Source organism: Pseudoalteromonas phenolica, from assembly GCF_005876835.1.
Taxonomy (GTDB): domain Bacteria; phylum Pseudomonadota; class Gammaproteobacteria; order Enterobacterales; family Alteromonadaceae; genus Pseudoalteromonas; species Pseudoalteromonas phenolica_B.
This window is the reverse complement of record NZ_PPSW01000034.1, coordinates 22,272-47,058: the sequence shown is the minus strand read 5'-3', so window position 1 is coordinate 47,058 and position 24,787 is coordinate 22,272. Positions and strand designations below refer to the sequence as shown.

Genomic DNA, 24,787 nt, shown 5'->3' with positions numbered 1-24,787 from the left:
AAGTCAAACTTAATACCTATTCACATAACTAAAGTATTAATATTGACCGAATAGCTTGCAAAATAGGCCTCAAAAGATTACTGTATAAAAAAACAGTGCAATTGGGAGTGTATCATGGCTGTTGTTGTTAAGTATGTGGTAGAAAGAAATGGAGTCGAGCGCATGACCTTTACCAGCAAAAAAGAGGCTGATGCTTACGACAAAATGCTTGATGTTGCTGAGTCTTTAGAAGAGATGCTAGGTAAAGTGGATGTGCCGCTGAGTGAGCAACAAGTTGAGTCATTGGCATTAGAAATGGCGAAACAAAAAGATGACTTTATTAATGTACTTAAAGGTTCAAAACCAAGTACACCTGCAAAAAAGTCAAAGAAAGATGCTGATGTGAATGATAGCGATGCTGATGAAAATGTCACACCTATCAAACAAGCCTAACAGCACTTATTCAAGATAATAAAAAAGCCGCTCAATGAGCGGCTTTTTTGTCGCTGTCACAATATTGGCTGCGACAAAGAGAATATTTAATTACTCAAATACTTTCTCTACATCCAACACTTCAATGTTTTTCGCAGGAATGTTCAGCTTATAGCTTTCAATTTGCTTATCTTCATTGATAAGTGCCGCAGGCTTATCTGAGTTGTATTTCAGTGGTGAAACCGTTTCTTTTGCAAGACGTTTTTGCATGTCTTTGCCGTCACCTGTGATGAACACGTAATGCACATCGTCAGTTTGTAGGTTTTCACGAATAACGCGGTTCACATCTTCAACTGTCAGTGAAGCAAGTTGTTTACGAACGTATTCTACAAAACTTTCAGTGTTGTAGAACTCGCTATCAAGCGCATAACCTAGCTGGCGGTCTTGGCTTGCCACTAGCTGAGGCACAAAGTTGCTCAAGAAATTACGTGTTGCATTAAAGTCAGCTTCAGTCATGCCATCTTTAATTAGCTTGTCTAATTCAAACAAAGCAACGCGCGTTGCGAAATGCGCATCATTGTTTGAACGAAGCGGACGTAACCACACTTGGAAAATTTGCTCTGAACGGCCTAAGTTTGCATCTGGCTTAGTTTGGAACATACCACGTGGGAAGTACTCAATATACGCATAGTCACCATAGTTCATACCACGTACCTGACGAATGCGCTGATATAAGAAGCTGTTTGAGCTTCTGTGCTCACCAAAGTAAGAGCGAACTAACCAAAGTGCCGTCCAATCTTTAGAGCTACGAATAGTGTCGATTGGGAAACCAAATGATACAGCCGTTGATTTAGCATTTTTCTCAACAATCGTCGCATGACGACCTGCTAGTTTAGGTGCATCAGGAATGCTTAAACGCGCTTCATCCCCTTTCGCTAGGCTAGCTAGGTCATTCAACATTTGCGCTTTTACATCATTGTCTAAATCACCCGTAATGCCCACGTTTAGCTTAGCTTGGGTGAATTGCGATGCATAGAATGCTTTCACGTCATCTAGCGTTAACGCTTCAAGATCTGACAAATCACCTAAGTTATAACTTTCATAAGGGTGACCTTCATATAGCTTATGATAAAGCACTTCTTTACCCAGCTCTTCGTCATTTGAAGACTTCAAGCCCGCTTTAATACCATCAATTAGTTCTTTCTTAAGGCGCTTAAAGTCATCTTCTCTGAAGCCTGGGTTTAACAGTTGATCACTTACTAATGCATACCACTGCTCAGCGTTGTCTTTGTGTACACGGCCACGTAAAGAAATCATTTCTTTATCTAACTGATAGCCAAAGCTACCTGCAATTGGATAAAGTGCTTTTTGAATTTCTTTGTAGCTCTTAGTTTGTGAACCACCACGTGCGATCATAGCTGCTGTTAATGCCGCTACACCCTTTTTGCCTGCCGGATCAGCTGCTGCACCGGTGTAGAATAATAAGTTTACATCAACCAATGGTGAACTATTGGTTTTATCTAATACATTGAAATGACGCTCAACAGGCTGGCTCGCTTGTTTAGCAAGCGCTGATACTGATACTTCTTCGTCGAAACCAGAAACAGTCTCAAGTGAAGACATGGTCACTGTCGTACGGCCATTATCAACAAAGTATTTGTTTGCAATGTCACGAATGTCTTCAGCTGTAATGGCATCTGCAGACGCATATAACTGGTTGATCACTTCTGGGTCACGCTCAAAATGCATATAGCTTGCAAGCGTTGACGCAATGGCTTGTGATGAATCTAGTCCATTGATGAAGCTGTATTTAAGATTTGATTTTAATGCTGCTAACTTATCAGCATCCACCAGCTCAGTGCGTGCTTTAGCATATGTTTTTGCAATTGCATCGCGTACCGCGGCTAAATCTTCTTCTTTTTCAACTTTAACAAATACATGCAATAAACCCGGGTCTTTTGTCTCTGCGTTATAAGTAAACATTTGGCTAGCAAGCTGCTTGTCTACTACGAGTTCTTGATATAACTCTGAATTCGAAGAGAAATAAAGTTGTGAGATCAGATCAAGTGCTGCGCGATCTTTTTTAGTCGGCTGCCAAGCAGTGCCTTTGTAAGATACTAGCAACCAGTGACCCGGCATGCCTTCAAACTGTTCATGCACATATTTAGGTGCTTGTTGTTTTGGCTCTACCGGAATATCCGCTTGGTAGTCACCTTTTTTCCAATTACCCCAGTGCTTCTTAACCATATCCATGGTCTCTTGCGGGTCAACATCACCTACAATCACAAGTGAAACATATTCAGGCTTATAAAAGCGCTCAAAGAACGTCTGGCCATACGCCATTTGATCAGGCATGGCTTCAATATCTTCGAAGAAGCCCATAGTAGTGTGCTTGTAAGTGTGCTTTTCAAATGCCTCTTTACGCACAGCCGCAAGTAGTTTACGGATTGGGCTGGCATTATTTTTTAAATACTCTCCTTTAACCGTCAGTGCTTCAGTACGAAACTGCTCTTCTGAATACTTTAAGTTTTGGAAAATGTCCGCTTTGATTTCAAGTACTTTGTCTAAATGTTCTTTAGAGAAATTTAAGTGGTAGTTTGTATAGTCGTTTGTCGTGTAAGCGCGGTTATCTACCCCAGAGTTTTTCAGAATATCTGCATACACATCTTGTGGGAATTTTTCAGAGCCTTTAAACATCATGTGTTCAAAGAAATGTGCAAAGCCAGTTTTACCTGCTTCGATTTCATTTCGAGAGCCTACAGATACCGGAATTTGTAGCGATACAACATCAGGATAATCAGTTTTAACAACCATCACACGAAGACCATTTTCTAGTTCTTCTAACACATAGTCTTGTGCAAATACTTTGTTCTCAACAGACGCTGATGCAACAGTGGCATTTGTTGTATTGCTTGTCTGTGCATTGTTACTCATACAACCTGACAGCGCTAAAGTCACTGCAAGGCTAGTTGCCAAAAGTTTAAATTTCATGTGATTTCCAAATTCAGTTTTTATTTTGTCATACCATTCCTCTAAATTAAGCAATCTATTTTGAGGTAAGGAAAACTTGTCGATAACAAGGCGGAATTTTGCTATTTAGTTGTTCTAAATGAGAAATTCCCAACGAAGTTAACGTCAGTTTTAGTCTCTCAAAATGATTGAGTATTATTTAGGATTGGTATCACATATGACACCGCTTCAATTATGCAATAAATTACTGTGACTCGCTCATTTCAAAGCAAAATTTATGTAAATAAATATATCTGAGCTACGGAATTATCCCTTACGCCTCAAAAACAACATGAGAGAAATTCATAGTGTTTGAATAAGTTTCATGTGAAAAATCTATCTAGACGTCTAAATGGCTGCTATATTTACCTCATCAGCACAACCAATGGGAATGAGGACCATGGCTTTATCATTACAAGAAAAAATTTTGGACCCTAATCAAGGCGTATATTTAATTGGTACTACTCCGCCAAAGATGGGGACTGATGAAGCGCAAGTCAAAACCATTGCACAAAAGCTACTTGGCCGTTTACACGAGATTGAATATGACGGTGTTGTTATTTACGACATTCAAGATGAAAGCAGCCGAACTCAAGTTCCACGCCCTTTTCCATTCAAGCATACAGTAGATCCATGTGAATACAGCCAACTCGTTAAAGAGCTGTCACAACTTGATGTCATCACCTATAAAAGTGTGGCACAACGTGAGGCGAGCGAGTTTAATCAGTGGCTTAACAATACTAAAACTAAGCACGGCTTAAACAATCTTGTATTAGTAGGTAGCCCGTCTTCAAATGGCGAAGTTAAACTTAGCCTGCCTAAAGCATACGAAACGATTGCAGAGCACCAAGATGACTTTTTCTTAGGCGGTGTGACGATTGCTGAGCGCCATGCGAATAAGCGAAACGAACACGAGCGTTTGTTAGAAAAAACAGCACAAGGGTGTGAGTTCTTTATCTCTCAAGCAGTTTACAATGCACAGGCGACGATTGATTTAATCACCAGCTATGCTCGTAGTTGTCGCCAACAAGGACTTGAGCCTAAACGTATTATTCTTACCTTTACACCATGTGGCGGCGAGAAGACATTGCAGTTTATGGAATGGCTAGGTATTTCAGTACCAGAAGCAACTAAATGGCGCATGCTTGACTCACAAAACCCATTAAGCGAATCAATTCGTATCTGTCGTGAGAATTTAGACCTGATCATTCAAAGCTGTGCTCACTTAAATGTACCGCTTGGTTTGAATATTGAAAGTTTAACCAATCGTAGAGAAGAAATTGATGCATCGATTAATTTATATCGTTTATTAAAAGCAACGATGGAACTTAATCTTGCAGAAAAACAAATAGCCTAGATTAGACTGAAGAACATATAAATAACATCAATTCTCAGTCGCATTATCATTGATAGTGCGACTTGTCTGTGTATAATCTGTCCCTCTTTTAACAATCAAGTTTACATGGAGTGAGTAGTGCTATTCGTTTTTTTAACGTTTATAGCCGCTGGAGTATCTTTCATCTATGCGTCTAATCGACACCAATTGGCTTTAAACACCCCCATATCTAAAAAATTTAAACAGCTCGGTTATTTACTGTTAATTTCCTCAGCCGTGATCAGTCCATTTATTTTCAATGGTGCAGCAAGCGTTTTTATTTGGCTCATGCTAATTATGCTTGTGCTGATCATCATCCCCATCTCTAGTTTTTTGATTAGGAGCATTCGATGAGCCAGGCACATCAAAAAATTCAACCTCAATGGTGGGGCAAAACAGCGATAGGTGTTTTTCTTGGATTAGCGTTGAGTTATGGCATTGTGGCGTTAATTGTATGGTTTGGGCCAGACAGTATTAACACTAAACTAAGCGACCAACGCCTACTCTGGAAAACCCAATTTAATATGTGGATTGTTACGCCAATCTGGATGTTGATTGTCAGCTTTATTTATATGTTCAAAACAACCAAACAAGCATTTATCTACTTGTTGTCAGCAAACTTAATCATCTACACAATATTTTTTGGCTTAAGGAGCTTGCTATGAAAATAAGAGCCGACATTGTTCGAACATACCAAACGCTTCACACATGGACGGGGATAACAACCGGGCTGTTATTATTTATAGGCTTCTTTGCGGGTGCATTGGTTATGTTCACTGACACCATAGATCAATGGAGCACACCTCCTAGTAAGCAGTTTGCTCAAGTGAGCGATGGGCAGCATCAAGTACTGTTAAACCATGTACTTGCGAACGAAGAAAAAGCCATTAATGCCGTTACCCTTCACTATTCTGACAATCACTCTCCCATCACTTGGTATGAAGAAGGTAATGGCCGAGGAGTGAATGTAAATGAACAAGTTTGGCATGCTGGCTTCAATGAGCATGGCGAGATAAATAAAGAACTCAGTCAGGTCAATCACCTGTCGGGCTTACTCGATTACTTACATCAAACGGGCGGTATTTTTGGTGAAATAGGTCACCACTTATTTGGTGGTTATATTCTTGGCATAGCCTCATTTTTGTATTTTATTGCTTTAATTTCAGGGTTAATCTTTTTGTTACCTACTTTGGTAAAAAGCTTCTTTGCACTGAGAAAAGACAAGTCGGCAAGCCGGTTTTGGCTCGATAGTCATAATTTAATAGGCGTGAGCAGCTTACCTTTTCATATTGTGATTGCTTTTACCGTGTTCGTTTTTGCCTTCCATGACTTTTTGTATGGTGGGCTGTTTGGTGTCTATGGAGATAAAAAGCTATTTCCAGAGCCGCAAAAGTCAGAGTATCAATACAATGTTAAAGAGCTTCCAAGCCTAGATGACATCAAAGCCAAGATACAAGTTTATGCCCCCGGCTATCAAATAGAGCGCATTGCATTATCTCGTTTAAATACCACCAGCCCGAGCGCTTCAGTGAATATTACACACCCTAGAGAAATGATGCGTGGTCCTACGACCGATTTCATTTTTATGCATCCTTATACACTCGAAATCAATGCAAGTAGTATAAAAGGTGGCGATCAAGGTATTTGGGTAAGTATTGTCTCTTCCTTGTTTGCTCTGCACTTCGGCAGTTATGGCGGCACACTTGGGCAATGGGCTTATTTTGTCATGGGCTTACTCGGCGCACTGTTGTTTTATACCGGTAATTTACTGTGGATTGAAAAACGCAGAAAACAAAAACAAGCGACGCAATCTAAATCAAGCCTAGTTCTGGCTAAACTAACGGTCGGTATCGCACTAGGTTGTATTTGCGCTATCTCACTGGCATTTGCTGCCACAAAATGGCTAAGCTTGACGTCATTAAATGTGAATATTGCTTATCTGTGGCTGTACTACTCCACTTTCTTTATCGTTGTCATAGCCGCTTTTATCAAGGGCCCTTCTGTTACGGCCATTTATACACTCAAAGCCAGCGCAATAATGTGTCTAATTGTGCCACTTAACTCTTTGCTAGCGGTTTTACTACCAAACCTTGGGCTTTGGCATGCGGATAGCTTTGCTGAAATCATGCTAGAAGTGATGGCCCTCCCCTTTGCTTGGTTCTTTTATGCATGCGCAAATAAAGTTGCCAAAAGAGCATACAAGGGTGATAAAAATAGTGTTTGGTATGTATCAGAAAAAACAGCAAACACAACGAACGAAGAATTAGTCATTCATAGCTAAAAGCTAAGCGTTTAATGATCGTCAGAAAAACAAAAAAGCCATTCAAGATTGAATGGCTTTTTAATGTATTTTGTTATTAAGCGAACATACTCTTCACATCTTCAAGTGTTGATAGGTATTCATCACTGGTGAACATTTCTAAAGAGCGAATGACACTTTTGTCTTCGTACATTTTTAAAGACGCAGCCTTGTCTGACACCTGCAAGATACCTTCAGCAATAGCGCCAACACGAATAAAGTCGACATAACAGACATGCTCAGGCTTATAATTCGGGTTAGACCAGCTTTCAGCGACTTCAACAAACTCATCGGTGAAACCCCATTCACGCATGATAGAGCCTCCAATTTTACCGGCCAGCTTTTGAATGGCATGTGCTAAGAAGCTCGGATTTGCAAATACTTCAGGATGGCGCTCAGCTTCGGTTAATATGGGTAACACACCAATGTTGAACACAAGTGACGCAAGCGTAATCGTATCTTTGTTCAGTGATGTGTGTTTGTTAACACGAAGGTAAAAGTCCATACAGGTAATTGCTTGGCAGGCTACCTTTAATGTTTTCTGCCAGGCTTTGTCCATATAGGTTTTAATTAACTTGTTATTAGAAACAAACAGCTGCTCCATCGCCATAGCAGTTGCTATATTTTTAATTTGTCTAAGCCCTATTCGTGTCACAGCCTGATTTAATGTATTTACTTTTACAGAGCGCCCCATAAACGCACTGTTTGCCACCTTTATCATGCGTGCCGCGAGTGCAGGATCTTGTGAAATCACATCAGCCATTTGCATCAGATTTACTTCTGGGTCATCCGCAGCTTGTCTAACTTTCACTGCAATTTCAGGTAAGGTTGGTAACACCAAAGTGTCGTTATTAATCCTATCTATCAGGATCGTCAATAATGCATTTTCTGTAGACATAAGCTAGAGTCCCTCGAGTAACGTATGATACGCGCAAACGTATTGTCTTTTTATACCCTTATTATTTACTTAGCTGGGTATAAGGTTACAAATCTATATCAATAAATTGTTATGCTTTAAGGAAAATATAGTCACATAAAGGAGCCTTTAGCAACTTTTATCTGTCAGCAACAAAAAATTTCACACATCAAGAAACTGAGAATAATCATCAAACTAGTTAAAGTTAGCTTAAATTTATGTACTCGCCTCAGAGCGGTTGATAATTATATGAAAGTAGTTACTAACTTAGCTTGGATGCAACACACATGTCACTCTTTAACATAGCAAACTAGATAAAACGTCTTGCAGAACGTTACTGGCTGACTGCTACCACGCTTAAATTATCTAACCTTTAAATTTCTGAGTCAGAGATTGCTTTGCTATTTTTGACCCTTGCCCTGCCTTTTCAACTGTCGCCAAACTATCAAAGTCAGTGACATCTACATTTTTTCGGTATTCTCTAAAAAAATCGATTATCTTTTTAGGAAAAAGAAAATAACCACGATAACAACACTTTTTCTCAATCAAGATAACAAAAGTACGGACTGATACATACGCCACCCAAACCAATATTGGCGCAAAGAAAATCGGCAAGAGCTTAATTAGCCAAATTGACAAGCCTAAGTAGACTAAGCACTTCGCTTTTATTTTCCACAAACCTGGGAAACCATAAAACTCAAAATAGTCGAGTCGATTTAAATACCACTTGCCGATTTTAGTCCCGGTTTCATTTTGATACTTATATTCACGACTCATACTTTTACTTCTTATAGCTTTTATTAGAAGTTAGAACACCTTCTTCAGTTCAGCAATTTGCTCGTCGGTATAAGGCTTAGCTGGATGAAGCCCCCAAACTGGTTTTGGCCAAGCAACATCATTGGTAAAGCGAGCGATATGATGAACGTGAAGTTGAGGGACCATATTACCTAGCGCTGCAACATTGAGCTTATCTGGGCTAAATACCGCTCGTAATGTGCGGCTTAGCTGTGCCGACTCTTGCCAAAACTGAGCTTGTAGTGCTTCATCTAACTCAATGATTTCACTACAATCTTCAACACGGGGAACAAGAATAAACCAAGGGTACTGACTGTCGTTCATCAAGAGTACTTTACACAGTGACCAATCAGCCAGTTCAATGCAATCTCGTTGTAATTCAGGCGCTAATTCAAATGCCATAATAAAAATCCTCTTTCAATTATGTAGCTCACTTTATCCTAATACATTGCCAATGCCCATGCTTGCCGTTACCATCGCTCTACTTTTAATAACTAACAAGGTGATTTTGTGCGCATTACATTCAAATCAATGGCGCTAAGCTTACCGTTAATGGCCGCTGCAACCACAGCCGTTGCTCAACCATTAACCCTTGAGCGTATTTTTGATGATCCAGGATTGGCTGGTAAAGCCCCTGTGCAACTTAAGTTTTCTCCTGACGGCAGTCGTGTTACTTACCTACAAGGTAAGGTGGATGACTACAACCGTTATGATTTATGGGAATACAACTTAAAAGACAACACAAATCGCCTATTAGTTGACTCTCAAGCACTTTTCTCTGGTCCTGAAACCTTGTCTGACGAAGAAAAAGCGCGTCGTGAACGTCAGCGTATTTTTGGTCGTGGTATTTTAGAATACAAATGGTCAGCAGATGGTAAAGCATTACTTTTCCCACTTAATGGCGACTTGTACTACTACCAAATCGCATCTGGCAAAAGCCGTAAGCTAACTAATACTGAAGCGTTTGAGACCGATGCACGTTTCTCGCCAAAAGGCAATTTTGTTTCCTTCATTCGTGAGCAAAACCTATATGCCTTAGAGTTGAGTTCAGGTAAAGAAATTCAATTAAGCAAAGACGGTGGCGGCACCATTAAAAATGGTATGGCTGAGTTCGTAGCGCAAGAAGAAATGAGCCGTATGACGGGTTACTGGTGGTCTGGTGATGAGAGCAAGATTGCTTTCACCCGTATCGACGAAAGCCCAGTACAAGAAGCCATTCGTAATGAAATCTACGCTGACGAAGTAAAGCTATTCAACCAACGTTACCCGTTCACGGGCACACCAAACGTAGAAATTGAACTGGGTGTGGTAAAGCTAAACGACCAAAAAGTAGATTGGATTGACCTTGGCGAAGACAAAGATATTTATATTGCCCGCGCTAAGTGGTTAAAAGACAATAAAACACTCTCTTACCAATGGCAGAATCGCTCTCAGCAGAAACTTGAATTACGTTTTTACGACAGCAAACGTAAAACACAAAAAGTGGCACTGACTGAAACCAGCGATACGTGGATTAACTTGCACTTTGACCTTCGCTTCCTAAAAGACAAAAAGCATTTTGTTTGGGCCTCAGAGCGTGATGGCTTTAAGCACCTTTACTTATACCGCACAGATGGCACACTTATTCGCCAAATCACAAAAGGTGATTGGATTGTTGAAAGCATCAAGGCTATCGATGAGAAAAAAGGCATTGTTTACTTCTCTGGTCGTAAAGATACGCCTTTAGAAAGCCACCTTTACAGCGTACCGCTATTCAAAAAAGGTCATATCACCCGCATCACTCAACCTGGTAGCTTCCACCGTGTAGTTGTCGCAAAAGATGCTAAAACCTTTATCGATAAGAGCTCATCAGTAAACAAACCAAGCTCTGTCGCTTTGCGTAAAGTGAACGGTGATTTCATCACTTGGTTAGAAGAAAACAAACTTGATGAAAAGCATCCACTGACACCTTACCTAAGCAACTTAGTTGAGCCAGAGTACGGCACACTAAAAGCAGAAGACGGTCAGCTAATGCACTACCGTATCTTCAAACCTGCGAACATGGAAAAAGGTAAAAAGCACCCTGTTATGGTTAACGTTTACGGTGGTCCACACGCACAACGTGTAACTAATAGCTGGCGTAGCAAAAACTTATATTTCCAATACATGGCGCAACAAGGTTATGTGATCTTCCAATTAGATAACCGTGGTTCGTACAACCGTGGTAAAAAGTTTGAAGATCCTATCTACAAGTATCTAGGCGAAGTTGAAGTACAAGATCAGATCCGTGGCGTTGAGTTCTTACGCACACTAGATTATGTCGATGCAAACCGAATTGGTATCTATGGTCACAGTTACGGTGGTTACATGGCGCTTATGACCATGTTCAAAGCAGGCGACTACTTCCAAGCGGGTGTTTCTGGTGCACCAGTAACTGATTGGGCACTGTATGACACACACTACACTGAGCGTTATTTAGGTCACCCTGCGACCAATGCAAAAGGCTACGAAATGAGTGCGGTATTCCCGTATGCTGATGGCCTAAAAGGTCCACTGATGATCTATCACGGTATGGCCGACGACAACGTATTATTTACACATGCAACTAAGCTATTTAAGCAACTGCAAGACGATGCTAAACCATTTGAAATGATGACTTACCCAGGGTCTAAGCACAGCTTGCGTGGTAAAAAAGTACAAACACACTTACATCAGACGATCACAAACTTCTTTAATCGTCACTTCAACATGTAAAATGAGTGCTAAGCCGTGACCTTTCAGGTTGCGGCTTTTTCATCTTTTTCAGAAAATACCCAAAACTTGCTAAAAGTATAATTCCCAAGCATAGCTATTGCCGTGCCCACCAAAAAAGCCAAATAGAGTGGCGTAATCAAACTAAGGCAATAAAACACACTGATATTCACCATACCAAATAAATGACTCACCGATAGATGCCGAATAAGTTGTTTAAACCAATCTGAATCATAAGCTGCAAAAGTAAAAAGACGATTGCCCAACCAAGTTACTATTGTGGCGCACCAAAAAGCACATACCCGTGCAACCAAACTCTCTATATTCATAAAAACCAGAAGATAAAAAATCAAGAGATCGGTGACAAAACCGAGGACCCCCACCATGGCAAATTTAATAAACTGCTGACCCAAACATCTATCTCCAAAATGACAAACACCGTTAAAAACTACAAAAAGGCTGGTCTAAAAAATGTCTACAACTGAGCGACATTTTTTCGACATTCTCCTGTTTAAACTGTGCGCATTGAACAACTCGGAGTAGTCAAAATGACACCACTTTCATTGGTTAAGCTGAGCCCTTCTAGTGATACACAATCTCAAAAAGAAGTATTCATTGAACAGCAAAAAGAAGGGTCGCAAAAAAAGCCTGTTATCAGCCTCATTGTGCCTGTATTTAACGAGCAAGAAGTGCTTAAGGCATTTCACCATAGAGTATGCTCGGTGAGCGCGAGTATTAAACAATGTCGTTTTGAGCTTGTGTATATCGATGACGGCAGTCATGACGACTCTTGGCAAATTCTACAAAGCCTGACCCATCAATTCTGTGATGTTCGCTGCTTACAGCTGAGCCGAAATTTTGGCAAAGAAGCTGCCGTTACAGCAGGCCTTGAACATGCAACAGGTGATGCGGTAGTACTACTTGATGCTGATTTACAAGACCCACCTGAATTGCTCCCTGAAATGATTAAAGCTTGGCAACAAGGTGCCGACGTAGTCAATATGAAACGCGCTAGTCGTCAAGGTGAGTCTTGGTTCAAAGTGGCCAGTGCCCATACTTTTTATCGCATTCTAAACTGGGTGTCTGACAGCCCAGTTGCTGAGGATGTCGGAGATTTCAGATTATTATCTCGTAATGTCGTTGAGGCTATTAAGCAGCTCCCAGAGCGAAATCGCTACATGAAAGGTTTAATGAGCTGGCCCGGTTTTAAACAAATAACCTTAGAATTTGAACGCCCAGAACGCGCAGCTGGTACCACCAAGTGGAACTACTTTCAACTTATCAAGCTTGCTCTGTCAGGGATCACCTCGTTTAGTGTCAAACCGCTGCGCTTTGCAACTTGGATGGGGGCATTAGTGTCTTTATATGCCTTCATTTTCGCAGCTTGGGTGGTGATAAAGACACTGGTATTTGGCGAAGTCGTTCAAGGTTACCCGAGTATGATGCTTACTATGCTCGCCTTAGGTGGAGTGCAATTGCTGGCGATTGGCATTCTAGGAGAATACATTGCAAGGCTGTTTACCGAAGCAAAACAGCGACCTATCTATTTAGTCATGGCAGAGCACTATAAACCTTGTCACACTGCGGAGCATCGCCATGAGGTTTAGTCATTGCTTGTTGGTCATTACTGCCCTACTGCTATTAATTAGATTATTCACATTAGGCATTTATCCGCTGTACGATACTACAGAGGCTAGATATGCAGAGATAGCCAGATTAATGGTGCAAAGCCAAGATTGGATCACTCCTTGGTTTGATATCAATGTGCCATTTTGGGGCAAGCCACCTGCCCATACTTGGATCACAGCGCTCAGCTTTGAGATATTTGGTATCAATGAATGGAGCGCGCGCTTTGCACATTGGTTAATGGGCGCGGCAACAGTTGCATTACTTTTCGCATTTACCCAACGTATTCTAGGTCAGACTATTGCCATATATAGCAGTTTTATTTTGGTAACGTGTCTGGGCTTTTTTGTCGCCACCAGCATGGTGATGACCGATCCGGCACTCCTTTTTGCAAGTACTTTAGCCATGACCAGCTTTTGGCTCTGCTATACAGAAAAAAGCCGCCTAGCAGGCCTTGTTTTCTTCTTCGCATGTGGACTAGGTATGCTTATAAAAGGTCCTGTTGCCGTTGTTATCATAGGGATTGCTCTTCTCGTTTGGGCTATTTGGCAAAACCAGCTACTCAATGCCATCAAATCGTTACCTTGGGTGTTAGGGCTCACCGTCTTTATCGTAACTTTTGCGCCATGGTATCTACTTGCTGAGCAAAAGACGCCGGGCTTTATAAATTACTTCATTATTGGCGAGCATATTCAACGCTTTTTAGAACCAGGTTGGCAAGGTGACTTATATGGCAGTGCTCATCTAGAAACTAAAGGCACTATCTGGCTATTCTGGCTAGGTGTCGCTTGTCCGTGGTCGTTTATCTTAATCTTCAAATTACTCACCGCACCGAAACAACTAAAAGCTTTATGCAAAATAGAGCTGAATCGCTACCTGATTGCTTGGGCCATTGCACCAATGCTGTTGTTTACACTGGCGAGTAATATTTTATCTGCCTACGTGCTTCCAGGCTTACCTGCATTTGCACTATTGATGGCCATCGTGTTTTCACATGAAAAACAGCTAGCTGTTTCAAATAGACCCGTATTACAAACAACGGCTGATAAGCAGTTTTTGACTATAGGTCTAGTGTGTTTAGCACTATATAGTTTAATCATCACAGCTGTCATTAAAGGCTGGCACAGTAAGTACTCTGAAATCGAACTACTCGAAGTGATTGCGAAGCCTTGCCCTTCGGTGCCTGTTTTTTATATAGAAAAACGACCATTTTCAGCACGCTTCTACAGTTGTGGCAAAGCACAATTAATTGAGCAAGTTGCTGAACTATCAGACATACTTAATACTCAGAAAAAAAGCTATTTGGTGCTGACACATACACAAAAAAAGACACTCACTTTACCCAGCACGCATACCTGCTTAACCATTAACACGAGTCACAAAGGGGTTCTACTGACGTGCACACAGAAAAGTCGCTGAGCATTTTATTGGTCGAAGATTCTCAGCAAGTCGCTGAGACCATCTTCGACTACTTTGAAGAAGAACATTATGAATTAGACTATGCAGCCAATGGCATTATGGGGCTGCAATTGGCCTGTGCTAATCGCTATGACTGTATTATTTTAGACATCATGCTGCCTGGTCTCGACGGCATCGAAATTTGTAAACGCTTACGCGCACAAGGAAACAATACCCCAATCATCATGCTTACAGCCCGAGATACCCAACAAGACATGCTAGGTGGCTTAAATTGCGGTGCGGATGACTACATCATTAAGCCCTTTGACCTTATGCTCTTAGAAGCCAGGATCAAAGCGGTTATCAGACGCACCCAAGGCCTTGGTTTTAAAACACAATTAAATGTGGGTTCATTAATGATTGATTTAAATACTCGAACAGTCAGCCGAGCCGGTCAGTCAATCAAACTTAATCCCAGTGGCTATAAAATTTTACTAGCACTAGCGAAACAAAGCCCGAACCCAGTCACTCGAGAGGCCATTGAACACGCACTTTGGCCCGATGACGTGCCCGACCAAGATCTATTACGCAGACATATTTACCAATTGCGTAAAGCACTTGATAAACCATTCGAGCAAGACATGTTAATAACCGTACCTAAGTTTGGTTATAAGTTGATCACAGATGAAAACGCTTAAACAACAGCTTTTTAGAGCTACATGGCTCGGAGCAATTATGCTTATCTCAATTTATACATTGGTATTGAGCTCTGCCATTATGTATACCGAAAATAGAAGTAGTGAACAGAGACTCAGTATTATTGCCCCCCATCATTTTAAACAGTTTGCAACCACCGAAACACCTGAGATAGAGATAAACCCACTCCTAACACTCTACAAAGATTACTCATCTTTACCCCAAAAGATACAAGCCGCTATCTCAGAGGGTTGGACGGGTGTGCAAACTTTCCAGTTTGATGATGACAGTGAATTTAGTGTATATGCAGCCGCTGTAGATGGTCAGACATTCACCTATTATGCCGTTGAGGATGTGAACCCAATTGAGTGGAGTGATGCTGATCTATTAAAAGTTGAGGTTATTTTTGCCGGTGCTGGTGGTTTACTTTTTTTACTAGCAACTTATCTGATCCGTGTTCAAGCGGGCCGTTTAGCAAAACCGCTTCAGGATTTAGTACATCATATCAGCGATAAAAACAAAGATGATTTAGATACAGACATTGTCAATGAGAAAAGTTGCGCGGAGATCTACCACATCGAGACGGCTGTGAACCATTATCGCCAACGGATGAAACAAATGCTCCATCGAGAGCAAACCTTTACTCGCTATGTCAGCCATGAATTGCGAACACCTATGATGGCCATTAAGGGGAATGTGTCTGTGTTACAAAAGCGACATGGCGACAATAAACAATTGAAAGGCATCAATAATGCCTTAGATAACGTGAATGAATTAATTCACACCTTTTTGTGTTTGGCCAGAGAGTCAGAACTCGCACCTACCCCAATTACGCTCGATAACATGTGGGTAGAAACACTTATTGCACCCCTACAAAGTAAATGCCATGCGAATCAAGTCACTTTACATTGGCAACTTCAAGAACCTTTTGAGATAAACTGTGAAGCAATCCTGTTGCAGACGCTTGTGTATAATCTATTAGACAATGCCATAAACTGCACTTTTAATGGCGAAGTTGATTTATTCGTCAGTCAATCAGGTGTCGTCGTGATAGATTCTGGTATAGGACTTGATGAAAAGCCCAGAGGTTATGAAGGGTTTGGTGTAGGTTTACAAATCGTTGAAGATATTTGTGCAAAATACCATTGGCAATTCTCATTACAAAGTAACCCTGAACAAGGTTGTCGAGCCGAAGTAATATTTGTATAAACAAGGAGAGCGCTATGCGCGAACAAGCCCTGATAGAAGCTAAGCAGCTACTCGCCAACGCTAAGATTGCGGTGCTCTCTACTCATTCAAATACTTTGCCAGGCTTCCCGTTTGGTTCAACAGTACAGTTTTTTGCTAATACCAAGGGACAAGTCTATCTATTCATTAGCGATATAGCTCAGCACGCTAAAAACTTGTCTCATGACAACAAATTATCTCTAACGGTATTTGAGCTACAAGACTGTGATGACCCACAAATGTCGCGCTTAACTCTCGTCGCTGAGGCCACTAAATTTGATAGAGATGACAGTGAGAGTTTAATCACACAATTTGTAGAACACTTCCCAAGCAGCGAGCAATATAAAGATCTAACCGACTTTCATATTTGGGAATTATACCCAAACTTCCTCAAGATGCATGATTCAGAGCGCTGCCTTCTGTTCTAGTTCAAGGAAAAGGACGCAGTGTAATGACGAGTCCTTTCCAAGTTCTTTGACGATGAAATAGGACTGAAAGCACGCTCCCTTGGGCGAGTTTGATTGGCTTCCATACTGCGTTATCAATTTTCGATTTAGAACCACTAGACCTTCAAATCGATGCCTTGTCTGACAGCCAATCAATTCTCGCTGAACCTCGTATCTTGAGGTGGTTTGGGTATAAATATGGTAAGAGCCCGCTTTATTGCAGGCTTTGGTAAAATATTTTGGTTAGAGAAAGATGAGTGGGCTTATGGAGAATAATGAGTGTTAGGTAATATCTTCTCCAGCTTCATCCATTTCCACCCATTCAGTTTCTTCAAGAGCTGCTTTGATCCACTTTTGCAAAGCGGGGCAATCAAGTACTTGCTGCATATAGGCAGTTGCAAACTCACTAAGCTCAATACCATAAGTCTTAAAACGTAGTACCACTGGCGCATACATGGCATCCACGATAGACCACTCACCAAATAACCAGCCTCGATGTTGCTCATATTGCTCCGTGAATATTTGCTCAATACGTTGAATATCGCGCTGCGCTTGTTCGCTTAAGACAAGTTTACGCTTCGCACGGATATTCATCGGCATTTCATTACGTAAAGCGTTAAACCCTGCAAGCATTTCAGATGCAAGCGCTCTCGCTTTTGCTCTCTGACTAATTTCACTCGGCCAACCTTCCCCTGATAAATAAGTTTCGCTTATATACTCACAAATTGCGAGAGACTCCCACACAAGACTATCGCCATCTACCAAACACGGAACTTTCGCTGTAGGCGTGATATTTTTAAGCGTGCTAAAAAATTCAGGCGTTTCTAAATTGAGCTTAGTCTCTTCAAAATTAATACCTGACTTTTCTAGCATAAGCCAGGCTCTTAATGACCAAGTCGAGTAATTTTTATTGGCGATATATAGCTGCATAAATGATTTCCTTGTTAACGGCTTTGTTCTGTTTAAACGTCAATGTAAGTATTTTTATAAACCTTGACTAACTGATTATTCTTATACAACCTATAAGAAACTCGAATAGGTACTCATAATGGATATTGACGCGCTGCGCAGCTTTTTAGCTTTTATAGAAACAGGCAGTTTTACTCGCGCTGCAAAACAGGTGCATCGGACCCAAGCTGCCGTGAGTATGCAGATGAAAAAGCTGGAAGAAGATGTCGGTAAATGCCTATTTGAAAAACAAGGTCGATTATTAACCCTAAGCCAAGATGGTCGCCAGTTTAGTCACTATGCTAAGCAGCTATTGCAGCTCCATGATGAAACTTTGCAGACGATGCGTCACAGCGCGAGCAATACGCTGCTCAGACTGGGTTGCCCAGATGATTATGCCGACAACCTTTTACCTGAGCTGATTAAGCTCTTGCATGCGCAATTCTATAATTTGGACTTAAGAATAACTTGTTTGCCAAGTTTTAAAATCAAACAATTATTGGATGCGGGCGATTTAGACCTTGGGCTTATTACCCGCTCCCCCGACTCCGAAGAAGGTCAGCTCATATACCAAGACAAAGGGGTGTGGGTGTATAACCCTGAGCACACGGCTCACCTTAAATCACCTTTGCCGATTGCAGTATTTCAACCAGATTGTCGCTTTCACCAAGGTGCCATTGAAGGACTCATGAAAGCAAAAATTCCTTTTCAAGTAGTCGCGAGTTGTAGCAGCCTTGCGGCTTTACTGGGTCTGGTAAAACAAGGTGTCGCCATCGGTGCAATCGCAAATATATCTACCGCAGACTATAGCGTGTTAAGTAACGCTGAGTTACCCACTTTGCCCGGTGCTAATGTAGCTTTGATCCGCAGTCAAAGTCTGCGTAACCCTATTTCCCAAGAGATTTATGAGCAGCTAAGTCAGACTATGAGAACTTTTTCAGTAAACTAGCCATAAATATAAGCATATGATACCAATCCTCAATAATACTCAATCATTTTGAGGGACTAAAACTGACGCTAACTTCTTTGAAAATTTCTTATTTACGACTGCATGGATGCAGAAGGTAGAGCAATGCAGGAGCAATTGCCGAGAACAACTAAATAGCAAAATTTCCGCCTCGTTATCGACTCGTTTTTCTTGCCTCAAAATAGACCGCTTAATTAAGAGTATTGGAAAGAAATATCTATACATCTTATCTGACACTTTTTCACATTCTCATACATTCCGCCTACAACCGCTGACATTCCTCCAACAGACTCTAACAAGCTTGCGCTCTACTATGAGCACATCAAAACCAAACAGGAATGTTCATCATGAAAACTCGCGCACTATTATTAATGGCTTTACTATCATCAACGGCTTTAATGGGCCAAGCTCAGGCTTCTGAAGAAAAACACAAAGTTGGTATTCAACTTTCTGGTGGTGGTGCAGAATACAAAGGCTCAAGCAAAGACGGTGACGGTGTTGGTCAAGCGTATCTTTACTATAACTACCAGTTTTCACCAATGTTGGCTTTAGAAGTCGGTTTAAATGGCGGCAGTGAAGCTGATGACTGGGAATGTACTGAAGAGAACGATAATAAATTCACCTGTAAAAATAACGATAAGCCGCTGTTTAATTTAGATGCAAATAAATTAGAGTACAGTAACTTAGTGTTTGCAGGTAAGGGTGAGTACTACCTAACAAAGAACAATAGCCTATATGCTAAGTTAGGTGCGAACTTTTACGACTACGACATTAAACAAAACAGCAAAGTGCTAAATTCTGATGATGGCGTAGGCTTGTTTGCAGAACTTGGCTGGGAGTATGACTTTAATAATGGCCTCGGCATCAATGTATCTTATCAGTACATGGATATGGGTGACCTAGATACCTATACACTGGGTGTAGGTTTAAGCTATCGTTTTTAATTCAGCTCATCACCGCAAATAAAAATAAAAAAGGTTAACGCTGGTGTTAACCTTTTTTAGATAAAGTGATTTATTAATCCAAGCTATGTGCTTTTAGGACATCAAGCGGTATGTAGTCCAGAACTTTCTCATGGGTTGCATGAAGTTTTACCGGTGGCGCAACGCCTGCTTCATATGCTTCTTTCCAGCGTAATGCACATAAGCACCAGCCATCACCGGGTTTTAACCCTGGAAAACCATATTCAGGTATCGGCGTACTTAGGTCGTTGCCTCTTGAGCGTGTAAACGTTAAAAATGCTTCTGTTACAACAGCACACACAACATGAGTACCGATATCAAGATGATTTGTGTTGCAAAACCCGTCCCTCATAAACCCGGTTAACGGATCACTACAACACAGCTGTAATTCACTGCCCAATACATTCAGAGCTTTCTTCTCTGTCATGACCTTTTCACTCTTTTGATTAACCTGAGCTTTGGTTAAGAGATTTACTAACATATTGATATTGAAATGATGCGTGCATTTTCAAGTCTGCAGCCGGAGACTTTTAGCGGTAACAAGGCGAATTTACGCGTCAATAGCTGGCCTATTGCAAGTAAATTCAACGTAGTTATCGTTGAAAGTAGCCGCTGCAGATAGATTTATTATCCAGAGCTCAGGTTTATTACTTTAGAGTGTTAAAACGTAGAATTACTAAGCATCGATCAATTGCTGCTGTAATTGATGAATTTCATCACGTAACTTGGCCGCTTTTTCAAACTCTAGCTCTCTAGCATGATGCATCATTTGAGTTTCCAGTGCGCTGATCTGTTCTGCAATTTGCTTCGGATCTAGATAACCCGCTTTAGGCTCAGCGACTTTTGCAGATACAGGTGAACTTGATGACTCATCGACACTTTCACCAACATCCATCACATCTGTGATTTTCTTATTCAGTGCTGTTGGCACTATGCCATGCTTTTCATTATAAGCTTCTTGTATTGAACGACGACGCTCGGTTTCTTCAATGGCCTTTTTCATCGACTTGGTGATCACGTCACCATATAAAATTGCTTTACCATTTAAGTGACGTGCCGCTCGACCAATTGTTTGTATTAATGAGCGCGCTGAGCGTAAGAAGCCTTCTTTGTCTGCATCAAGAATTGCGACAAGAGACACTTCTGGCATATCAAGACCTTCTCGAAGTAAGTTAATGCCCACTAGCACATCAAATACGCCTTTACGTAAGTCGCGGATGATTTCCATACGCTCAACGGTATCAATGTCCGAGTGTAAATAACGCACCTTCACATCATGGTCATTTAGATAGTCGGTTAAATCTTCCGACATCCGTTTGGTTAATGTAGTTACCAAGACCCGTTCTTTCTTCTCAACACGTTTATAAATTTCAGAGAGTAAGTCGTCCACTTGTGAACCTACTGGGCGTACTTCTAATTCAGGATCAAGTAAGCCCGTCGGACGAATAACCTGCTCAGCCACGTCGCCATTTGATTTCTCTAATTCGTAATCACCGGGTGTCGCTGATACATAAATCGTCTGTGGTGAAATCGCTTCAAACTCATCGAATTTTAGCGGTCGGTTGTCCATGGCCGATGGCAAACGGAATCCGTATTCAACTAAGTTTTCTTTACGGCTTCTATCTCCTTTATACATGGCGCCCACTTGAGAGACGGTCACATGAGACTCATCGATGATCATTAACGCATCATCAGGCAAATAATCGAGTAACGTTGGAGGTGGCTCGCCTGGCGCACGGCCAGAAAGATAGCGGCTATAGTTTTCGATGCCAGAGCAATAACCAAGCTCGGTCATCATTTCAATATCGTATTGTGTACGCTGAGCAACACGTTGTTCTTCGACTAAGCGATTATCATCGAGCAGACACTTTCTTCTATCTCTTAGCTCATCTTTTATTTTTTCAATGGCATCTAAGATTTTCTCACGGGGAGTAACATAGTGGGTTTTTGGATAGATAGTTGCACGAACGATGTGTTTTTCAATGGCACCAGTAAGTGGATCAAATAAGCTCAAACGCTCGATTTCATCATCGAACATTTCAACGCGAACACCGATATCAACAGATTCAGCAGGAAAAATATCGATGACTTCACCACGAACACGATAAGTACCCCGGCTAAAATCTATGTCGTTTCGAGTATATTGCAGTTCAGCTAACTTTCGCAAGATGTCGCGTTGGTCAACTGTGTCCCCTACTTTCAGCAGTAACATCATCTGCATATAAGAATCAGGATCGCCCAGACCATAAATCGCCGACACAGACGCCACAATAATGGTATCGCGCCTTTCTAATAACGCTTTGGTTGCAGATAAACGCATTTGCTCGATGTGTTCATTTATCGATGCATCTTTTTCTATAAAGGTATCACTTGCCACCACATAAGCTTCTGGCTGATAGTAGTCATAGTATGAAACAAAGTACTCTACTGCATTTTCAGGAAAGAACTCTTTCATCTCTCCATATAGCTGTGCCGCCAAGGTTTTATTGTGAGCGAGTATAATTGTCGGGCGATTCAGGTTGCTGATTATATTCGCCATGGTAAAGGTTTTACCCGTACCCGTTGCCCCCAATAAAGTTTGGTGTGCAAGGCCCGCTTCTAAACCATCGCATAATTGCGCGATGGCCGTTGGCTGATCCCCATTTGGTGAAAATTCAGAGTGAAGTTTAAATACATCAGTCATGTTTTAATTCCTGCTCAGGCACAGATTGCATACGGTTTAAACTCGCGCAGAACCAATTGTAGGCGACAATGGCTGTGACCAAATTACCGATTGCGGCACCAATAAATAACCCTTTCAGACCTGCTAAATGCGATCCTAAATAAGCGAATGGTACGAAAAAAACAAACAATCTGATCACGCTCAGTAACAAGGCATTCATTGGTTTGTGAAGCGCATTAAATGACGAATTACTTAAGATGATCACCCCTTGAAAACCGTAGCTCAATGGCATGATATATATAAACAGTTCAATGATGCGTTGAACTTCTTTTTCAGCACCAAAAGTTTGACTAATTAAGCCCGAGCAAAGGAGTAACACGATATAAATAGCAAACTGCCAAACCATTACGAACTTTAATGTAGTTTTATAGGCTTCTGTCACACGCTGGTAATTTTGCGCCCCATAATTTTGACTGACAAAAGGCGGTAATGTCATCGACAATGCAAGCACTACTAAACTCGCGATAGATTCAATGCGGCTACCTACACCAAAAGCTGCAACCGCTTCAGGCCCATAAGTTGCGACAATCGCTGTCATAACAGCCATGGCGATAGGTGTCAGCATATTCGCGCCTGCAGCAGGAAAACCGATTTTTAAGATTTTCTTCACAGCCTGCATAACGCCCTGCTCTCCAGGGCTTACACTGAGCAGGCGCTTTTTCACAGCAAGTAAATAAAAGATAATACCTACAGCCACAGACCAAGCGATAACGCTGGCAATCGCAGCACCTTGAACACCTAGTTCAGGGAATGGGCCAATGCCAAAAATAAGAAGAGGGTCAAGGATCGCATTTATCAAACCCGCAGCACCCATAATAATACTTGGCGTTTTAGTATCACCACTGGCACGTAGTACTGAATTACCAATCATAGGTGTGATTAAGAATACGCTACCCAAGAACCAAATAGACATATAGTCATATATATGTGGCATTACTTCAGCGTGAGCACCAAGTAGTTTAAAAATCGGCTCTATCATTAAAAAGCCAAATAAAGACAACAAGAACACCATCACTGCTGATAATAAAAGTGCAATGGTGGCATCAAACTTTGCCTCTTCAACTTTATTCGCACCCAGCGCTTTGGCAATCACCGCTGACGTACCTATACCTAAACCTATTGCAAGGCTTATTACTGTAAAAGTAACAGGGAAAGTGAAACTAACAGCTGCAAGCTCTTCGGTCCCTAACATACTAATAAAGAAGGTATCGACTAAATTGAACATCATCAGCGTGATCATGCCAAATATCATGGGAATGGTCATACGTTTGAGTGTGGACGGGATGTCCCCTTCAAGGATGTCGTTAGAGACCTGAGACTGCTGCGCTGATGCCATATTAAATAGAAACCTTAAGATAAGCCCGACCAGTGGATTGAGCATTCTAGATCATCATGAAAACTAAACCCAGAGGATCGTGATCATTTATCAACAATAAATATTAATCCGACTCTGAGATCTTCGCTTTTGAGTCGTTTAAGCCAATCAATGCACTAAAAAAGCACAAAAACACCTTCAATAAGCACTTACTAACCTGTCGCTTTAGTAGCCACTGAGATTTTTTTGCACAAGTATGACGCTTATTTGACTATAAAAAATACTGCAATGAGCAAAAACCACCCAAACCAGAACAAAAAACAACAACCCCTTGTTTTTATTGGATTAAAAAAATTTAGTAAAAAGTATTGCAAAGCTCTCAAAGCCCGACATATATGGCTTTGCAATACTTTTTAAAGATTAATAAACAATGTTATCCACAGATTCTGTGGGTAAGTGTCATAAAGCTAATAAAATAAAGACTTATAGCGCGATCAAAAGATCAGAAATACATCTATGGAAAAGGATCTTTGTTTCCTTTATGTGACAGTAAAAGATCTTTAGTCACTGATGTTGATAACTTTAAAGTTATCAACAGGCGAATTAGCTATCTAAAAATATTCATTTAGCTTTTATAACCCCTTATTTTAAAAGGCCAAATAGTAATCAGTAAAAAATTCTATGCTTCAAAACCTCTCTCAGTGACTATTTTCTGCACCGCACGAATAAATGAAACAAACAATAGTCTTCGCAATCTATTGATCATGATCTTGCATAAAGAAGAAAACATCAGATCTCTTTAAAAAGTTATATTTAAGGCTTTTGAGTAAAATATGACTCATACTGCGCAAAATAAACATTTTTAATTTTATGTTTAAGCACCGCAAAGTCCCTTTTTGGATTTGCTTTACTTCCACAGAGTAAATTTGCGTTAAAAAACCAACA

21 protein-coding genes are annotated in these 24,787 nt (G+C 41.0%); 12 read left to right on the top strand and 9 right to left on the bottom strand.

What is annotated here, in order from left to right:
• Nucleotides 1-114: 114 nt before the first annotated feature.
• Nucleotides 115-432 (top strand): YebG family protein, encoded by a 318-nt coding sequence (locus tag C1E24_RS18575; RefSeq protein ID WP_138484059.1) that lies wholly within the window; start codon nt 115-117, stop codon nt 430-432.
• A gap of 90 nt (nt 433-522) precedes the next feature.
• On the opposite strand, the gene C1E24_RS18570 is transcribed toward C1E24_RS18575, so the two are convergent.
• A complete protein-coding gene (locus C1E24_RS18570; protein WP_138484057.1) occupies nt 523-3,402 on the bottom strand; it encodes a M16 family metallopeptidase in 2,880 nt (959 codons plus the stop codon).
• 418 nt (nt 3,403-3,820) lie between these two features.
• Between C1E24_RS18570 and C1E24_RS18565 the strand changes: the two genes are divergently transcribed.
• From C1E24_RS18565 to C1E24_RS18555, 3 genes are all read left to right on the top strand, one after another.
• Nucleotides 3,821-4,777, top strand: a complete 957-nt coding sequence (locus tag C1E24_RS18565) for a methylenetetrahydrofolate reductase (protein WP_138484056.1) — start codon at nt 3,821-3,823, stop codon at nt 4,775-4,777.
• A 368-nt stretch (nt 4,778-5,145) separates the two neighbouring features.
• The gene (locus C1E24_RS18560; RefSeq protein WP_138484054.1) at nt 5,146-5,460 is read left to right on the top strand and encodes a hypothetical protein; all 315 of its coding nucleotides are present in this window, start codon (nt 5,146-5,148) and stop codon (nt 5,458-5,460) included.
• Nucleotides 5,457-7,076 (top strand): PepSY-associated TM helix domain-containing protein, encoded by a 1,620-nt coding sequence (locus C1E24_RS18555; protein WP_138484052.1) that lies wholly within the window; start codon nt 5,457-5,459, stop codon nt 7,074-7,076. The genes C1E24_RS18560 and C1E24_RS18555 overlap by 4 nt, the downstream gene beginning before the upstream one ends.
• A gap of 76 nt (nt 7,077-7,152) precedes the next feature.
• Here the strand turns inward: C1E24_RS18555 and C1E24_RS18550 are convergent, their stop codons facing one another.
• From C1E24_RS18550 to C1E24_RS18540, 3 genes are all read right to left on the bottom strand, one after another.
• A complete protein-coding gene (locus C1E24_RS18550; protein WP_138484050.1) occupies nt 7,153-7,992 on the bottom strand; it encodes an HDOD domain-containing protein in 840 nt (279 codons plus the stop codon).
• A gap of 384 nt (nt 7,993-8,376) precedes the next feature.
• On the bottom strand, nt 8,377-8,787 hold the full coding sequence (locus tag C1E24_RS18545) for a hypothetical protein (protein WP_138484048.1): 411 nt from the start codon (nt 8,785-8,787) through the stop codon (nt 8,377-8,379).
• A 30-nt stretch (nt 8,788-8,817) separates the two neighbouring features.
• On the bottom strand, nt 8,818-9,207 hold the full coding sequence (locus C1E24_RS18540) for an HIT domain-containing protein (protein WP_138484046.1): 390 nt from the start codon (nt 9,205-9,207) through the stop codon (nt 8,818-8,820).
• A gap of 129 nt (nt 9,208-9,336) precedes the next feature.
• On the opposite strand from C1E24_RS18540, the gene C1E24_RS18535 reads away from it, so the two are divergent.
• Entirely contained in the window at nt 9,337-11,538 is a 2,202-nt protein-coding gene (locus C1E24_RS18535) for a S9 family peptidase (protein ID WP_138484123.1), read from the top strand.
• A 23-nt stretch (nt 11,539-11,561) separates the two neighbouring features.
• Here the strand turns inward: C1E24_RS18535 and C1E24_RS18530 are convergent, their stop codons facing one another.
• On the bottom strand, nt 11,562-11,948 hold the full coding sequence (locus C1E24_RS18530; protein ID WP_138484044.1) for a GtrA family protein: 387 nt from the start codon (nt 11,946-11,948) through the stop codon (nt 11,562-11,564).
• Nucleotides 11,949-12,083: 135 nt separating this feature from the next.
• Between C1E24_RS18530 and C1E24_RS18525 the strand changes: the two genes are divergently transcribed.
• From C1E24_RS18525 to C1E24_RS18505, 5 genes are read left to right on the top strand one after another with little or no spacing between them, the layout of a single operon-like run.
• Nucleotides 12,084-13,142: a glycosyltransferase family 2 protein gene (locus C1E24_RS18525; RefSeq protein WP_138484042.1), complete on the top strand. Its 1,059-nt coding sequence runs from the start codon at nt 12,084-12,086 to the stop codon at nt 13,140-13,142.
• A complete protein-coding gene (locus tag C1E24_RS18520; protein WP_138484040.1) occupies nt 13,132-14,580 on the top strand; it encodes an ArnT family glycosyltransferase in 1,449 nt (482 codons plus the stop codon). The genes C1E24_RS18525 and C1E24_RS18520 overlap by 11 nt, the downstream gene beginning before the upstream one ends.
• Nucleotides 14,559-15,257: a response regulator transcription factor gene (locus C1E24_RS18515; protein ID WP_431188338.1), complete on the top strand. Its 699-nt coding sequence runs from the start codon at nt 14,559-14,561 to the stop codon at nt 15,255-15,257. The genes C1E24_RS18520 and C1E24_RS18515 overlap by 22 nt, the downstream gene beginning before the upstream one ends.
• Nucleotides 15,258-15,294: 37 nt before the next feature.
• Complete coding sequence (locus C1E24_RS18510; protein ID WP_171040934.1) at nt 15,295-16,464, top strand: sensor histidine kinase; 1,170 nt, start codon at nt 15,295-15,297, stop codon at nt 16,462-16,464.
• Between the two features lie 14 nt (nt 16,465-16,478).
• A complete protein-coding gene (locus C1E24_RS18505) occupies nt 16,479-16,910 on the top strand; it encodes a pyridoxamine 5'-phosphate oxidase family protein (RefSeq protein ID WP_138484036.1) in 432 nt (143 codons plus the stop codon).
• A 300-nt stretch (nt 16,911-17,210) separates the two neighbouring features.
• Here the strand turns inward: C1E24_RS18505 and C1E24_RS18500 are convergent, their stop codons facing one another.
• Nucleotides 17,211-17,858 carry a glutathione S-transferase family protein gene (locus C1E24_RS18500; RefSeq protein ID WP_138484035.1) on the bottom strand — a complete coding sequence of 216 codons (648 nt, stop codon included), beginning with the start codon at nt 17,856-17,858 and terminating at the stop codon, nt 17,211-17,213.
• A 118-nt stretch (nt 17,859-17,976) separates the two neighbouring features.
• Between C1E24_RS18500 and C1E24_RS18495 the strand changes: the two genes are divergently transcribed.
• Nucleotides 17,977-18,825, top strand: a complete 849-nt coding sequence (locus tag C1E24_RS18495; RefSeq protein WP_138484033.1) for a LysR substrate-binding domain-containing protein — start codon at nt 17,977-17,979, stop codon at nt 18,823-18,825.
• A gap of 365 nt (nt 18,826-19,190) precedes the next feature.
• Complete coding sequence (locus C1E24_RS18490) at nt 19,191-19,787, top strand: porin family protein (protein ID WP_138484031.1); 597 nt, start codon at nt 19,191-19,193, stop codon at nt 19,785-19,787.
• Nucleotides 19,788-19,860: 73 nt separating this feature from the next.
• Here C1E24_RS18490 and C1E24_RS18485 read toward each other — a convergent pair whose 3' ends face one another.
• The 3 genes from C1E24_RS18485 to C1E24_RS18475 all read right to left on the bottom strand — a co-directional run bounded on the left by C1E24_RS18485 (nt 19,861) and on the right by C1E24_RS18475 (nt 23,863).
• Complete coding sequence (locus C1E24_RS18485) at nt 19,861-20,232, bottom strand: DUF2237 family protein (RefSeq protein WP_138484029.1); 372 nt, start codon at nt 20,230-20,232, stop codon at nt 19,861-19,863.
• A 249-nt stretch (nt 20,233-20,481) separates the two neighbouring features.
• On the bottom strand, nt 20,482-22,488 hold the full coding sequence (gene uvrB, locus C1E24_RS18480; protein ID WP_138484027.1) for an excinuclease ABC subunit UvrB: 2,007 nt from the start codon (nt 22,486-22,488) through the stop codon (nt 20,482-20,484).
• Entirely contained in the window at nt 22,481-23,863 is a 1,383-nt protein-coding gene (locus tag C1E24_RS18475; RefSeq protein WP_138484025.1) for an MATE family efflux transporter, read from the bottom strand. Before C1E24_RS18475 ends, uvrB begins: the two co-directional genes overlap by 8 nt.
• Nucleotides 23,864-24,787: the final 924 nt, after the last annotated feature.

What these genes read in the sequence shown, in the direction of transcription:
- C1E24_RS18575 (WP_138484059.1), top strand. Translation starts at nt 115, where the DNA reads ATGGCTGTTGTTGTTAAGTATGTGGTAGAAAGAAATGGAGTCGAGCGC.
- C1E24_RS18570 (WP_138484057.1), bottom strand. Translation starts at nt 3,402, where the DNA reads ATGAAATTTAAACTTTTGGCAACTAGCCTTGCAGTGACTTTAGCGCTG.
- C1E24_RS18565 (WP_138484056.1), top strand. Translation starts at nt 3,821, where the DNA reads ATGGCTTTATCATTACAAGAAAAAATTTTGGACCCTAATCAAGGCGTA.
- C1E24_RS18560 (WP_138484054.1), top strand. Translation starts at nt 5,146, where the DNA reads ATGAGCCAGGCACATCAAAAAATTCAACCTCAATGGTGGGGCAAAACA.
- C1E24_RS18555 (WP_138484052.1), top strand. Translation starts at nt 5,457, where the DNA reads ATGAAAATAAGAGCCGACATTGTTCGAACATACCAAACGCTTCACACA.
- C1E24_RS18550 (WP_138484050.1), bottom strand. Translation starts at nt 7,992, where the DNA reads ATGTCTACAGAAAATGCATTATTGACGATCCTGATAGATAGGATTAAT.
- C1E24_RS18545 (WP_138484048.1), bottom strand. Translation starts at nt 8,787, where the DNA reads ATGAGTCGTGAATATAAGTATCAAAATGAAACCGGGACTAAAATCGGC.
- C1E24_RS18540 (WP_138484046.1), bottom strand. Translation starts at nt 9,207, where the DNA reads ATGGCATTTGAATTAGCGCCTGAATTACAACGAGATTGCATTGAACTG.
- C1E24_RS18535 (WP_138484123.1), top strand. Translation starts at nt 9,337, where the DNA reads ATGGCGCTAAGCTTACCGTTAATGGCCGCTGCAACCACAGCCGTTGCT.
- C1E24_RS18525 (WP_138484042.1), top strand. Translation starts at nt 12,084, where the DNA reads ATGACACCACTTTCATTGGTTAAGCTGAGCCCTTCTAGTGATACACAA.
- C1E24_RS18520 (WP_138484040.1), top strand. Translation starts at nt 13,132, where the DNA reads ATGAGGTTTAGTCATTGCTTGTTGGTCATTACTGCCCTACTGCTATTA.
- C1E24_RS18510 (WP_171040934.1), top strand. Translation starts at nt 15,295, where the DNA reads ATGCTTATCTCAATTTATACATTGGTATTGAGCTCTGCCATTATGTAT.
- C1E24_RS18505 (WP_138484036.1), top strand. Translation starts at nt 16,479, where the DNA reads ATGCGCGAACAAGCCCTGATAGAAGCTAAGCAGCTACTCGCCAACGCT.
- C1E24_RS18500 (WP_138484035.1), bottom strand. Translation starts at nt 17,858, where the DNA reads ATGCAGCTATATATCGCCAATAAAAATTACTCGACTTGGTCATTAAGA.
- C1E24_RS18495 (WP_138484033.1), top strand. Translation starts at nt 17,977, where the DNA reads ATGGATATTGACGCGCTGCGCAGCTTTTTAGCTTTTATAGAAACAGGC.
- C1E24_RS18490 (WP_138484031.1), top strand. Translation starts at nt 19,191, where the DNA reads ATGAAAACTCGCGCACTATTATTAATGGCTTTACTATCATCAACGGCT.
- C1E24_RS18485 (WP_138484029.1), bottom strand. Translation starts at nt 20,232, where the DNA reads ATGACAGAGAAGAAAGCTCTGAATGTATTGGGCAGTGAATTACAGCTG.
- uvrB (WP_138484027.1), bottom strand. Translation starts at nt 22,488, where the DNA reads ATGACTGATGTATTTAAACTTCACTCTGAATTTTCACCAAATGGGGAT.
- C1E24_RS18475 (WP_138484025.1), bottom strand. Translation starts at nt 23,863, where the DNA reads ATGGCATCAGCGCAGCAGTCTCAGGTCTCTAACGACATCCTTGAAGGG.